12 protein-coding genes are annotated in these 12,777 nt (G+C 69.6%); 1 reads left to right on the forward strand and 11 read right to left on the reverse strand.

The annotated features are described in order from the left end of the window. Positions 1-39: 39 nt before the first annotated feature. The 5 genes from MJQ72_RS36925 to MJQ72_RS36945 form a co-directional block, all read right to left on the reverse strand. Positions 40-618 (reverse strand): hypothetical protein, encoded by a 579-nt coding sequence (locus MJQ72_RS36925; RefSeq protein ID WP_240595651.1) that lies wholly within the window; start codon positions 616-618, stop codon positions 40-42. Positions 619-739: 121 nt separating this feature from the next. After that, positions 740-1,252: a hypothetical protein gene (locus MJQ72_RS36930; protein WP_240595652.1), complete on the reverse strand. Its 513-nt coding sequence runs from the start codon at positions 1,250-1,252 to the stop codon at positions 740-742. Positions 1,253-1,257: 5 nt separating this feature from the next. Then, positions 1,258-1,896: a class F sortase gene (locus tag MJQ72_RS36935; RefSeq protein WP_240595653.1), complete on the reverse strand. Its 639-nt coding sequence runs from the start codon at positions 1,894-1,896 to the stop codon at positions 1,258-1,260. 150 nt (positions 1,897-2,046) lie between these two features. After that, entirely contained in the window at positions 2,047-2,511 is a 465-nt protein-coding gene (locus MJQ72_RS36940) for a hypothetical protein (protein ID WP_396426905.1), read from the reverse strand. Positions 2,512-2,591: 80 nt separating this feature from the next. Continuing rightward, the gene (locus MJQ72_RS36945; RefSeq protein ID WP_016331316.1) at positions 2,592-3,995 is read right to left on the reverse strand and encodes an NAD(P)H-quinone dehydrogenase; all 1,404 of its coding nucleotides are present in this window, start codon (positions 3,993-3,995) and stop codon (positions 2,592-2,594) included. A 127-nt stretch (positions 3,996-4,122) separates the two neighbouring features. Here MJQ72_RS36945 and MJQ72_RS36950 point away from each other — a divergent pair, with 127 nt between their 5' ends. Continuing rightward, positions 4,123-4,575 carry a gamma-glutamylcyclotransferase gene (locus MJQ72_RS36950; RefSeq protein WP_179948472.1) on the forward strand — a complete coding sequence of 151 codons (453 nt, stop codon included), beginning with the start codon at positions 4,123-4,125 and terminating at the stop codon, positions 4,573-4,575. A gap of 63 nt (positions 4,576-4,638) precedes the next feature. On the opposite strand, the gene MJQ72_RS36955 is transcribed toward MJQ72_RS36950, so the two are convergent. The 6 genes from MJQ72_RS36955 to MJQ72_RS36980 all read right to left on the reverse strand — a co-directional run bounded on the left by MJQ72_RS36955 (position 4,639) and on the right by MJQ72_RS36980 (position 12,646). Next, positions 4,639-5,532: an endonuclease domain-containing protein gene (locus tag MJQ72_RS36955; protein ID WP_240595654.1), complete on the reverse strand. Its 894-nt coding sequence runs from the start codon at positions 5,530-5,532 to the stop codon at positions 4,639-4,641. A 178-nt stretch (positions 5,533-5,710) separates the two neighbouring features. Continuing rightward, complete coding sequence (locus tag MJQ72_RS36960; RefSeq protein WP_240595655.1) at positions 5,711-7,009, reverse strand: amidohydrolase; 1,299 nt, start codon at positions 7,007-7,009, stop codon at positions 5,711-5,713. Positions 7,010-7,247: 238 nt separating this feature from the next. Next, positions 7,248-7,547, reverse strand: coding sequence for a hypothetical protein (locus MJQ72_RS36965; protein WP_240595656.1), 300 nt, complete (start codon positions 7,545-7,547; stop codon positions 7,248-7,250). Between the two features lie 57 nt (positions 7,548-7,604). Further along, entirely contained in the window at positions 7,605-8,603 is a 999-nt protein-coding gene (gene meaB / locus MJQ72_RS36970) for a methylmalonyl Co-A mutase-associated GTPase MeaB (protein WP_240595657.1), read from the reverse strand. 3 nt (positions 8,604-8,606) lie between these two features. Further along, positions 8,607-10,775, reverse strand: coding sequence for a methylmalonyl-CoA mutase (scpA, locus tag MJQ72_RS36975; RefSeq protein WP_240595658.1), 2,169 nt, complete (start codon positions 10,773-10,775; stop codon positions 8,607-8,609). Next, positions 10,775-12,646 (reverse strand): methylmalonyl-CoA mutase family protein, encoded by a 1,872-nt coding sequence (locus MJQ72_RS36980; RefSeq protein ID WP_240595659.1) that lies wholly within the window; start codon positions 12,644-12,646, stop codon positions 10,775-10,777. Before MJQ72_RS36980 ends, scpA begins: the two co-directional genes overlap by 1 nt. Between the last annotated feature and the right edge of the window lie 131 nt (positions 12,647-12,777).

The following is a 12,777-nucleotide window of genomic DNA, read 5'->3' on the forward strand; positions in this document are numbered from 1 at the left end:
CCTCAAGGAGGCCTTCACGGACTTGGCGCATTCAGAGGACTAAACGCCGCCACCGGTTTGCGGGGCACCGGAAGGCTTGACCTTCACCTGTGGCGTCTTGCCGGGCGTGCCGCACGGCTTCGTCAACGCGGCCGGGGCGACCCGTGCCGAACTCGACGACGGCGCGCTACTGGACGGCGGTTCGCTGCTCGAAGGCGGCTGACTGCTGGACGGGGGTTTGCTGCTCGAAGGCGGCTTGGTGGGCGTGTTCGTCGGCGGCGGGCAGACGATCTCGAACTCGACGGTCGCCGTCCCGCTGGCGGCGGGCAGGTTCGGCCCGCCGTCGCACCGGAAACTCGCCTTGAACTTGCCGGTCCTCCCCACGGCCTTCCCCTGCCCGTTGTATGTCGCGCCGGACTGGGCCGAGAGCGTGACCGGACCGGTCAGTCCCGGCGACGTCACGGGGGTGCGCGTGCCATGGCAACTGGCGGTGAAGTCCAGCGCCTGCCCCGGAGCGACCTTCGCCGGGCTGACCGACAGTTTCGGCGGCGGCGCGGTGGCCGACGCCTGCGGAGCGAGGAGCATTCCCGCCGTCATCGCGAGCAGACCGGCGCCCGCGAGGATTCCCTTCATTCCCATGATCTTTTCTCCCTCGATGCGAGCCCTCGCACTGAGAACACCATCGGGAAAGGGAATCGGTTGCCTTCGGCGACGAACACCGTGCGCCTGCCACTTGCGAATCCGAGCGTCTCCCCGGATGTCAGCGAGCCGTGCCCCCGCCACCGGTCTGCGGCGCCCCCACCGGAATCTTCGAAACCTGCCGGCCCGAAGCCGGTTTCCCCGGCGAAGAAGGCTTCGGCAGCACAGTCGGCTTCGGCGCCGGCGGCTTACTCGACGAGGTCGGCGTCTTGCCCGGCACGACCTGGAGGTTCGCCGTGATCGTCGTGGTCTTGCAGATCGCCGTGATCGTGTAGAAGGCGGGCCGAGCCGCGGCGTCGATATGCGCGACGGCCCCCTGGATCACCGGAACCTCGTTGGTCACGGTGAATTCGCCGATCCGGTCGAGCACCTTCGACTTCACCTCACCCAGTTCGCCGACCGGGCATCCGACCGAGACCAGGATCTCCTCCCCCGCCTCCGACTGCCGGGGCGAGAGCCCGAGGAACGGATACGGATCCGCCTTCGGGCTCGTGGGCGGGGCGTCCTGCGCGTACGCGACGGCCGGGGCGACCAGTGCGACCCCGCACGCCAGCACCAAGGCGGGCCTGATCATGGAACTCACCTCGCGATCAACCGGGCGAAAACGATGATGTTGTCGAGATAGTTGCGCGACGCCTTGTCGAAGACCCCGCCGCAGGTGATGAGCCTCAGTTCCGGTTCGGCGGTGTCGCCGTAGACGGCGTCGGTGGGGAACTTGTCCTTCGCCACCCGCTCGACCTTGGTGACCGCGAACTCGGCCGTCGTGCCGTCCTTGCGGGCGACCGAGACCTTGTCCCCGGGCGCCAGTTCCTTCAGCCGGAAGAAGATGCCCTTCTGCTTGTTCCCGTCCACGTGCCCGAGGATCACCGACGGCCCGACCTCCCCCGGGGTCGGACCGTTCACGTACCAGCCCGCCTGCAACGGCTGCGTCACCGGCGGTACCTCGATGGTGTTGTCCGCGTTGAGCCCGAGCGGGATGAGGCTGGATTTCGCCTCGATCTTCGGCACGTCGATCGACACCGGATCGGCTTTCGGCATCCCGCCGACGGGTTCGGCCTCCGGCTCGTCGCTCGGCGCGACCGGCACCTCTGTCCGCTCCGCGCTCGCCGGAGGCGCGGCCTGGCCGGTCTCCCCCGGACCGGAAAGGACGATCGCCAGCGTCGCCAGCACGGCCAGCAGGACGGCCGCGAGCACCAGCGGCACCTGTCTCGCTTTCATGTCCACCTCCCGAGGCGCGCCGAGCCGGCCCCGGCCCCCAGACCGGGACCGGCTCGTCGTTCACCCCCACGCCTGGCAAACGCCGCACGCGGCCGGTCGGTTGCCCTCCCCGGTCACGAAATGATCGCGATCACCGCGAGAGGAAGAAAATCAGGACGCCAGGCTGCCGTCACCGGCGCGAGCGCCACCGGAAGGCACCGCGCTCACCTGTCGAGGCGGAACGGAAAACGTTGCCGTATAAGACTTTCCGTTGCAGTTGACGGTCAGCGGGTAGCTGCCGGGCGCCGTGCCCGCCTTGAGTTCGACGTCGGCGCTGACATTCGCCGGCACCCCGATGAGCGGGCCGTAGTCGTACTTCCCGACGGTCAGCACCGGCGAAGAGAACGTCGTCGACGTCGGCGCCTTCATGCCGTCTCCGCCGGGGCATCGCGCCAGCGCCACGTTGACGTCGCCGTGCACGTACTTGTTGACGAGCCCGAGTTCGTAGGCCGTGTCGTCGTTGAGCTGCACGGTGACCCCGGGATCCGGCTGGGGCTGCTGCGCGAAACCGGTCGCCGTCCCCGCCAGCACCGCCGCACCGATCGCCACCACTCCGGCGAACACCCTGCGAATCACGAAAAACCCCTAGCTGTCAACGAAACACCGACACGCGCTAGACGCGGGCACCCCCGCGAAGGTTGCTCGGCCGACGAAGATCAGTCCAAGTCGTCGTGCCGCATCAGCTGGCGGCCCGCCTCGGTGATCGACCCCGACAGCGACGGGTACACCGAAAATGTCAGTGCCAGGTGTTCCACTGTGAGCTGGTTCTGGACGGCGAGCGCGATGGGAAGGATGAGTTCGCTCGCCGTCGGCGCCACGACCACCCCACCGACGACCACACCGGTGGCGGGGCGGCAGAACAGCTTCACGAAACCGCGTCGCAGGCCTTCCATCTTCGCGCGGGCGTTCGTCGCGAGCGGGAGCATGATGGTGCGGGCGGGCACCTCACCCGAGTCGATCGCCTGCTGGCTGATGCCGACGGTGGCGATCTCGGGGTGGGTGAACACGTTGGCGGCGACGGTCTTGAGCTTGATCGGCGCGACACCCTCGCCGAGCGCGTGCCACATCGCGATGCGGCCCTGCATGCTGGCCACGGAAGCGAGCATGAGCACCCCGGTGCAGTCGCCGGCGGCGTAGATGCCGGGCGCGCTGGTGCGGGAAACGCGGTCGACGCCGATGAAGCCGCCGGGGCCGGGCTCGATGCCGACCTTCTCCAGGCCGATGTCGGTGGTGTTGGGCACCGAACCGACGGTCATCAGCGCGTGGCTGGCTTCGATCACGCGGCCGTCGGAGAGGTGGATCTCGACGCCCTTCTCGGTGCGCTCGACCTTGTCGGCGCGGGCCTGCTTGACGACCGTGGTGCCGCGCTGGGAGAAGACCTCTTCGAGCACGGCGGCGGCGTCGGCGTCCTCGTGCGGGAGCACGCGGTCGCGGCTGGACACGACGGTGACCTTGACGCCCATCTCGGTGTAGGCCGAGGCGAACTCGGCACCGGTGACACCCGAACCGATGACGGCCAGGTGCTCGGGCAGTTCGCGCAGGTCGTAGAGCTGACGCCAGTCGAGGATGCGTTCGCCGTCCGGCACGGCGCCGGGCAGCACCCGCGGCGTGGCGCCGGTCGAGATGAGGACGACGTCGGCGTCGAGCACCTCGGTCGAGCCGTCGGGGGCGGTGACGGCGACCTTGTGCGTGGCGAGCCCGGCCTCTTCGTCGTCGAAGCGGGCCTGGCCGATGACGACACGGACGCCCTCGCGCTGGACGCGGGCGCGGATGTCGGCGGACTGCGCGAGCGCGAGCCCCTTCACGCGACCGTGGACGGTCGGCAAGTCGACGCTGGTGTCGGCCATGTCGGTGTTGATGCCGAGCTCGCGGAGGTCGTGCATGTTCGCGAGCGCGCCGGAAGAGGCGATGAACGTCTTCGACGGGACGCAGTCGTAGAGCACGCACGCGCCGCCGAGGCCGTCCCGTTCGACGATGGTGACGTCGGCTCCGTGCTGGGCCGCGACCAGTGCCGCTTCGTAACCGGCGGGGCCTCCGCCCATGATCACGATCTTGGTCACTGGTCTCCTCCTCGCAGCGGTGTCTGTGACTGCGTTTACCGTACGCGGGCGACCGTTGGGCGGATTGAGTGGCCGGACACGGCATGTGCGTCCAGCCGGGTGACCGGTAGGTCGCTAGGCTGTGGCCGTGCCGTTGTATGCCGCGTATGGATCCAATATGGAGCCCGCCCAGATGCTGGAGCGCGCTCCGCACTCGCCCATGGCCGGCACCGGCTGGCTGGAGGGCTGGAGGCTGACCTTCGGCGGCGAGGACCTCGGCTGGGAAGGCGCGCTGGCGACCATCGTCGAAGACCCGGGCTCCCGGGTCTTCGTGGTGTTGTACGACGTCACCTCCCTGGACGAGCCCAATCTCGACCGCTGGGAAGGCGGCGAGCTGGGCATCCACTCCAAGATCCGGCTCCGCGTGCAGACCATGGACGGCTCCGTGCTGGCGTGGCTGTACGTCCTGGACGCCTACGAGGGCGGCCTCCCGTCCGCGCGCTACCTCGGCGTGCTGGCCGACGCGGCCGAGGCCGCCGGCGCCCCCGCGGACTACGTCGACGCGCTCCGCACCCGCCCCTGCCAGGGCATCTCCGGCTGATCAGGCGTGTCGTCCGTCCAATCACGCGTGTCGTCCGCCTGATCACACGTGTCGCCCGTCCGATCACGCGACCGCGCGCCTTTCGAACGCCCTGGTCAGCTCGGACAGAACACGACGGGGATCACGCAAGTCCTCCGCCGACGCCCGGATCGTGATCCACCCCCGCCCAGCCATCCGTGCGTCCCGCTCTGAGTCGTAGTCGCGACGCTCCTCGTGGGAAGCGAAGCCGTCGTACTCCAGAGCGACTCGCCGGGTAGGCCACGCCATGTCGAGGACATACAGCGGCCGCCCCTCGATCGTGGTGATCTCGTACTGCGTCTCCGGTATCGGGAACCCCGCCTCGACGACGATCAACCGAAGGATGCTCTCCGGCGGGGAATCCACCTTGCCGGTCGCCAGGTCGAGCAACATGACCGCCCTGTGGATACCTCGTCGGTCGCGTCGGTCCACGATCCTGTCCCGGACGTTCGCACGCAAAGTGCGGACATGGTCCGGCAGGAGCCCGTGCATCGCCTCGTCCAGTGCGGCGAACGCGGTTCGCTTGTCCCCCTCGCAGAGGAAATCGGCCAGCGCCAGATCCAAGGAGAACATGGCGAGCCCGTCGAGTTCGACGACATCCGAGGGCCGGAAGTCGGCCTGATGGACGATCAACCCTGGCTTCGACTTGATCCGCCGCGAGTGGGGCACCGTCAAGTGAATGCTCGTGTCGTCCACAGCCGAAATCCCATGTAGGGCAAGGGCTGTGGCTCCCGACAGCGCCGCAGGCTGCCCCACTACGAGCAAGGCCGCCTGGGCCCGAGTCGCCAGTTTGAGCGAATCCGCAGCATGGACGACTACGCCCCGCCACGGCTGGACGAGGACGCCTGTGGCCAATCCCTCAAGGACCAGCCGACGCCCCAGAACCTTGTCGGCCTCACTACGCGAGACCGCTCCATGCCGTCCTCCCCAATCGATCATGCCCTCGAGGATCGTCGGGTTTCGCGGCCTCGGAAAGGCCGCTCATCCACATCTGTGGATAACTCCACAGCCTGTGGATAACCTGTGCACAGGTGTTCGACACCAGCTGTGGCGAACACCCGTGCGCAGGTGGACGGCACGCGTGATCAGATGGACGACACGCGTGTGTGGGAGGACGTCAGGCCAGGGTGGCCAGGGCGGTGTGGACCAGGGTGCGGACCCCGCACAGGAGCGAACGCTCGTCGAGGGTGAAGGTCGGGCGGTGGATGTCGGCCATCGGGCCTTCACCGGACCAAACGCCGAGGCGCGCGAAGGCGCCCTGGACGTGCTCCAGGTACCACCCGAAGTCCTCGCCGCCGGACGACTGCTCGGTCCCGGCCACGGCGGTCTCGCCCAGTGCGGCCTCGACGCCGGCCCGCATCAGCGCGTGCGACTCCGGATCGGAGACGACCGGCGGCACACCACGGCGGTAGTCGAGGGAGAACCCGACCCCGGTCGGCGCGAGCAGCGACTCCACCGAAGCCGCGACGAGCGGCTCCAGCATCGTCCAGACCTCGTGGTCCGCGGTCCGCAGCGTGCCGCGGAGCACCCCGTCCTGCGGGACGGCGTTGGCGGCCTGCCCCGCGTGCACCGCGCCCCAGACCAGCACGGTCCCGGATCGCGGGTCGACGCGGCGCGAAAGGACCGCGGGCAGCGACGTGATCACGGTGCCGAGCGCGTGCACCAGGTCCGCGGTCAGATGCGGCCGCGAGGTGTGCCCGCCCGGCGAGGTGAGCCGCAGCTCGATGAGGTCGGCGGCGGAGGTCAGCGCGCCGACGCGCAGCCCGACCTTGCCGACCTCGAGCCGCGGGTCGCAGTGCAGCCCGTAGATCCGCTCGACGCCTTCCATCGCGCCGGCGGCGATCATGTCCAGCGCGCCGCCGGGCATGACCTCCTCGGCGGGCTGGAAGATCAGCCGTACGCGGCCCGGCAGCTCCGGCGCGCCCGCCAGCGCCCGGGCGGCGCCCAGGAGGATCGCGGTGTGCGCGTCGTGCCCGCACATATGCGCGGCGCCCTCGGTCTTGGAGGCGTACGGGAGCCCGGTGGCCTCGGTCAGCGGCAGGGCGTCCATGTCGGCGCGCAGCGCGACGCAGCGGTCGCCGCTGCCGATGTCGCAGACCACGCCGGTGCCCGAGGGGAGCACCCATGGCTTGAGCCCCACCGAGCGGAGCAGGGACATGACCATTTCGGTCGTGGCGAACTCGTGGCGGGAGAGCTCCGGGTGCGCGTGGATGCGACGGCGCCACGCGACGACGTCGGTGGCGTTCGCGCGGAGCCAGTCGTCGAGCCAGAAGGGGCCGCGCCCGGCACCCAGATCATGCACAGGTGCCATGCTGACGCCGGCCTCGGAGATCAGCGCGGTGGGCGCCTCTATCGGGGCAACGACGCGACCCTCGGGGTCGCCTGGAATGTCCGGACGTGAATCGAGCACCGTCACGCCGCACCTCCTCCCGCAACACAGTCACCTTCGTCTACCACCGTACGAGTGGTCGCTGAAGGCACGCTGGGTGCCGTTCGATCTGTGATACGCATTTGCGATAGATCGTGCACCATGCAGATGACAAGCCGCTCGTCGAGTGATCGAGCCCGAGACGGCCGGTAGTGGATCTGCGATGAACGGCTGCGAGAGTTCGGCCCGGGCTAAGCGGAGAGTCCTTCTACTTACGGGTAGCGGTTCAGGACTTCTTCTTCTTGGACCGGGAGCGGCGCCCGAGGATCACCAAGCCGAGCAGGATCGCCGCGGCGATACCCGCGATGACCTTCTTCTTGGTCTCCTGGCTGTTGGCCTTGTCGGTCTCGGCGGGGTCGAGCACCGGCCCCGGAGGCGCCTGCTCGAGCACTTCGTGCACCGCCCCTGCCTGCATGATCACCGGCGCGGGCGCCTGGATCTCAACGGCCTGCGCGACGGGCGCGCAGACGACCAGCCCGGCGGCGACCAGCCCGGCCAGCTGCCCGAGACGAGACCTTTTCGGCATGACTCCCTTTCGTCGGCGTAGCGCGGATCCGATTCTGCACTCTGCCGGGTTCCCGCGTCAGCCGCCACGCGGAGGACCGGAGAACGCCTCCAGAATCCGTTGCGCGGCCAGCGTCGGGGTCAGCTCACCGTCCCGGACCGCCCGTTCGACGTCCGGAACGACCGCTCGCACGTCCGGATGCGCGGCGAGCCGTCCGAGCAGCTGTTCGCGGACCATCGCCCAGGTCCACTCCACCTGCTGCCGCCGTCGCCGCCCGTCCAGTTCACCCGAAGCGGTCAGGACGTCACGGTGACGGCCGATTTCGGCCCAGACCTCGTCGAGCCCGACGTCGGTGAGCGCGCTGCAGGTCAGCACCGGGGGCGTCCACTCGGCGTCCCGGCCGTAGATCATCCGCAACGCGCCGGCCAGTTCGCGGGCCGCACGTTTCGCGTCGCGTTCGTGGTCGCCGTCGGCCTTGTTGACCGCGATGACGTCCGCGAGTTCGAGGACACCCTTCTTGATCCCCTGCAGCTGGTCCCCGGTGCGGGCCAGGGTCAGGAACAGGAAGCAGTCGACCATGTTCGCGACGGTCACCTCGGACTGCCCGACGCCGACGGTCTCGACCAGCACGATGTCGTACCCGGCCGCTTCCATCAGCACGATCGTCTCGCGGGTCGCCCGCGCGACGCCGCCGAGCGTGCCCGAAGTCGGCGAAGGGCGGATGAACGCCTTCGGGTCGACAGCGAGCCGCGCCATCCGGGTCTTGTCGCCCAGGATCGAGCCGCCGGTCCGCGTCGACGACGGGTCGACGGCCAGCACGGCGACCTTGTGCCCGGCCTCGGTCAGATCCGTGCCGAGCTGGTCGATGAAGGTCGATTTGCCGACACCGGGAACGCCGGTGATGCCGACGCGCCGCGCGCCGCCCGCGTGCGGGAGCAGCTCGACCAGGAGCTCCTGTGCCTGTGCCCGGTGGTCGTCCCGGTTCGACTCGACGAGCGTGATCGCCCGCGACAGCAGGCCGCGGTCACCCGCGAGGACGCCCTTGGCCAGCGCCCCGACGTCGATCTTGCGCGGCAAGGTTCAGGACTCCTGGGCGGTCAGCTGTCCGATGAGGTCGATCGCGGCCTCGGCGATCACCGTGCCCGGCCCGAAGATCGCCGCCGCGCCCGCCGCGCGCAGCTCCTCGTAGTCCTGCGGCGGGATGACGCCGCCGACCACGACGATGATGTCCTCGCGGCCCTGCTCGGCGAGTTCGGCGCGCAGCGCGGGGACGAGGGAAAGGTGCCCGGCGGCCAGCGACGAAACGCCGATCACGTGCACGTCCGCCTCGATCGCCTGCCGCGCGACCTCGCCGGGGGTGGAGAACAGCGGGCCGACGTCGACGTCGAAACCGATGTCGGCGAAGCCGGTCGCGATCACCTTCTGGCCGCGGTCGTGGCCGTCCTGGCCCATCTTCGCGACCAGGATCCGGGGACGGCGGCCTTCCTCCTCGGCGAACTTCTCGACCAGGTCGCGCGCCTGCTCGACGTTCTCGGTCTTGCCGACCTCCTCGCGGTACACACCGGAGATCGTACGAATCTGGCCGGAGTGGCGCCCCCAGATCTTCTCCAGCGAGTCGGAGATCTCGCCGACCGTGGCCTTCGCCCTCGCGGCGTCGATGGCCAGCGCGAGCAGGTTCCCGTCGGATTCGGCGCCCGCCGTGAGCCGCCGCAGCGCGTCCTGCGTGGCGTCCTCGTCGCGTTCTTCGCGCAGCCGCCGCAGCTTCTCCAGCTGCTGCGCGCGCACGCCCGCGTTGTCGACCTTGAGCACGTCGATCTGCTCGTCGTCGGTCACCTGGTACTTGTTGACGCCGATCACCGGCTGGCGGCCGGAGTCGATCCGCGCCTGGGTCCGCGCCGCGGCCTCTTCGATGCGCAGCTTGGGGATGCCGGCGTCGATCGCCTTGGCCATCCCGCCCGCCTGCTCGACCTCGGTGATGTGCCCCCACGCCTTGCGCGCGAGGTCGTAAGTCAGCTTCTCGACGAACGCGCTGCCGCCCCACGGGTCGATGACGCGGGTGGTGCCCGATTCCTGCTGCAGCAGCAGCTGCGTGTTCCGCGCGATGCGGGCGGAGAAGTCGGTCGGCAGCGCGAGCGCCTCATCGAGGGCGTTGGTGTGCAACGACTGCGTGTGCCCCTGGGTCGCCGCCATCGCCTCGACGCAGGTGCGGACGACGTTGTTGTAGACGTCCTGCGCGGTCAGCGACCAGCCCGACGTCTGCGAATGCGTCCGCAGGCTCAAAGACTTGGAACTCTTGGGTTCGAAGCCCTTCACCAGCTTCGCCCACAGCAGGCGCGCCGCGCGGAGTTTCGCGACCTCCATGAAGAAGTTCATCCCGATCGCCCAGAAGAAGGACAGGCGCGGCGCGAACTTGTCGACGTCCAGCCCGGCCTCGACCCCGGCCCGGATGTACTCGACTCCGTCCGCGAGCGTGTACGCCAGCTCCAGGTCGGCGGTCGCCCCGGCCTCCTGCATGTGGTAGCCGGAGATGGAGATCGAGTTGTACTTCGGCATGTTCCGCGAGGTGAACGAGAAAATGTCCGAGATGACCCGCATCGACGGCTGCGGCGGGTAGATGTAGGTGTTGCGGACCATGAACTCCTTGAGGATGTCGTTCTGGATGGTCCCGGCCAGTTTGTCCGGCGTGACCCCCTGTTCCTCGGCCGCGACGACGTACAGCGCGAGCACCGGCAGGACGGCGCCGTTCATGGTCATCGAAACGCTCATCTTGTCGAGCGGGATGCCGTCGAAGAGCTGGCGCATGTCGTAGATCGAGTCGATCGCGACACCCGCCATGCCGACGTCACCGGCGACACGCGGGTGGTCGGAGTCGTAGCCGCGGTGTGTCGCGAGGTCGAAGGCGACCGAGAGGCCCTTCTGCCCGGCGGCGAGGTTGCGGCGGTAGAAGGCGTTCGATTCCTCGGCGGTGGAGAAGCCCGCGTACTGGCGGATGGTCCACGGCTGGTTGACGTACATCGTCGGGTACGGGCCGCGCAGATACGGCGCAACACCGGGATATGTGCCGAGGAAGTCCACTCCGGACAGATCGTCGGCGGTGTACACCGGCTTGACGCCGATGCCCTCCGGCGTCTCCCACGCGAGCGCGTCGGGGCCCTTGCCGGTGGCGGCCTGCAGTGCCTCGGTCCACTGAGGACGGTCAGCCGGTTCGGGAGAACCGAGGTCGATTCCGGCGAAGTTCGGGATGGTCATCACTGCACTCCGAGCTCGTTCAACGTGCCGGTCAGGATTTCCAGGGCGTCGCAGCCCGTGAAGAGGTAGCCCGTGACGTCCGGGTGGTCGCCGGGTTTCCCGGCGAGCAGCACCGACGTGGCGCCCGCTTCCTTCAACGCCTTCGCGACGCTGTCGGCTTCTTCGGCGTAGGAGGTGTTGCTGCCGCAGAGGCAGGCGATCTTCGTTCCGCTGGCCCGGAATTCCGCGATGACGTCCTCAGGCGCGCCGGGGTTCACGGCCTCGATCCCGCCGGCTTGGAACAGGTTCGCCGCGAAACTCGCCCGCGCGGTGTGCGCCGCGACCGGGCCGAGCGTGGCGAGGAAGACGCGAGGACGGCTGGGATGCGCGTCCGCCCGGTCTCGCAGCGCTTCGAAGGCCTCGGCGTACCGGTGGCGCGGCAGGCCGCCGCCCGGCAGGTCGTCGAGCGGGTCGCGGACGACCGCTTTCTCCGTCAGATTGGGGAATTCGCTGACGCCGGTGATCGGGTCGCGACGGGTCCCGATCCGCTTCGACCGCTTCTCCCAGGTCTCGGCGAGCCGTGCGGCGAGCGCGCCGGAAGCCAGTTCCGCCTCGATCCCGCCCGCCGCCTCGATGGCGGTGAACTCGCGCCACGCGGCCTTGGCCAGGTCTTCGGTGAGGTTCTCGACGTACCAGGAGCCGCCCGCCGGGTCGATGACACCGGCCAGTTTGGACTCTTCCAGCAGGACGGCGTGCGTGTTGCGCGCGATCCGCGCGGAGAACGCGTCCGGCTGGCCGATCGCGGCGTCGAACGGGAGCACGGTGATCGCGTCCGCACCGCCGACCCCGGCGCCGAAACAGGCGAGCGTGGTCCGCAGCATGTTCACCCACGGATCGCGCTGGGTCAGCATCGCGGGTGAGGTGACCGCGTGCTGCCGCATTCCCGCGCCCTTCCCGCCCGAAACCTCGGTGACGCGGGCCCACAGCCGCCGCGCGGCGCGGAATTTGGCGATCGTGAGGAACTGGTCCGCCGTGGCGGCGAGCCGGAATTCGAGCTGACCGGCGGCGGTGTCGACGTCGAGCCCCGCTTCGGTGAGCGCCCGCAGGTAAGCGACGCCCGCGGCGATGACCGCGCCGAGCTCCTGCGCGTCCGAGCCGCCCGCCTCGTGGAACGGGAGGCCGTCGGCGACGATCGTCCGCACCTTCGGGTGACTGGTGGCGACGCGCGCGGCCAGTGCCGCGGCGGGGGCGAGCGGATGCGCCGCACCGGTGCGCGCGGTCAAGCCGATCGGGTCGGCGCCGAGGGTCGCGGTGACCGCGCTCGCCGGGATCTCGCGTTCGGCGAAGAGCGTGAACAACTCGTTCGCGGCGGCTTCATACTCTTCGCCCGCGTCGAGCGTGACGGGGGCGAGGTCGACGTAGACCTCGTTCAGCGCGTCGCCCAGATCGGCCACGGGAACGCCGGTCGCGCCGGCGCGCAGCCAGATCGAGCTGACACCGCCTTCGAGGTCGGCGAGGATCGCGGCGTTCGTGGCCTTGGCGTCGCGGCGCGCGTACCGGGCACGGATGTCCCAGCCGGTCGTCACCGCGCCCTCGGGCCGGGCGCTTCGCACGAACGGCGGAAGTCCGGGGAAACCTGTCCCCTCGACCGTGTCTTCGGCGGTGTAGAGCGGCTGGATCTCCAGGCCGTCATACGTCCGCGTGACCAGCTTGCTTTCGGGCAGGCCGTCGAAGGACTCGTCGATGGCGCCGCTCTTGCGCAGCACGCCGGCGACCAGCTCCCGCCACTGTTCCCGGCTCGCTTCCGGGAACTCCGCCGCGAGCTTCAACTCCTCGGGCGCGTCGGGCTCGCCTGGGGTCGGCACTGACTCCGTCTCGGCCACTTCCGTCATAGCCATCGATGCTAACGGCCGACAAGTGGCGCCACCTGTGACGCTAGTCGCGCCTAGGGGGTGAATAGGGGCCGCGCCGGGGGGTGGAGCGCTGTTCGTGATCGGCGGTTTCGCGTGCCTGGCCGGACGGC

The sequence above is a fragment of the Amycolatopsis sp. EV170708-02-1 genome, assembly GCF_022479115.1.
GTDB lineage: Bacteria > Actinomycetota > Actinomycetes > Mycobacteriales > Pseudonocardiaceae > Amycolatopsis.

What these genes read in the sequence shown, in the direction of transcription:
- MJQ72_RS36955 (WP_240595654.1), bottom strand. Translation starts at nt 5,532, where the DNA reads ATGATCGATTGGGGAGGACGGCATGGAGCGGTCTCGCGTAGTGAGGCC.
- MJQ72_RS36925 (WP_240595651.1), bottom strand. Translation starts at nt 618, where the DNA reads ATGGGAATGAAGGGAATCCTCGCGGGCGCCGGTCTGCTCGCGATGACG.
- MJQ72_RS36935 (WP_240595653.1), bottom strand. Translation starts at nt 1,896, where the DNA reads ATGAAAGCGAGACAGGTGCCGCTGGTGCTCGCGGCCGTCCTGCTGGCC.
- MJQ72_RS36930 (WP_240595652.1), bottom strand. Translation starts at nt 1,252, where the DNA reads ATGATCAGGCCCGCCTTGGTGCTGGCGTGCGGGGTCGCACTGGTCGCC.
- MJQ72_RS36965 (WP_240595656.1), bottom strand. Translation starts at nt 7,547, where the DNA reads ATGCCGAAAAGGTCTCGTCTCGGGCAGCTGGCCGGGCTGGTCGCCGCC.
- MJQ72_RS36980 (WP_240595659.1), bottom strand. Translation starts at nt 12,646, where the DNA reads ATGACGGAAGTGGCCGAGACGGAGTCAGTGCCGACCCCAGGCGAGCCC.
- scpA (WP_240595658.1), bottom strand. Translation starts at nt 10,775, where the DNA reads ATGACCATCCCGAACTTCGCCGGAATCGACCTCGGTTCTCCCGAACCG.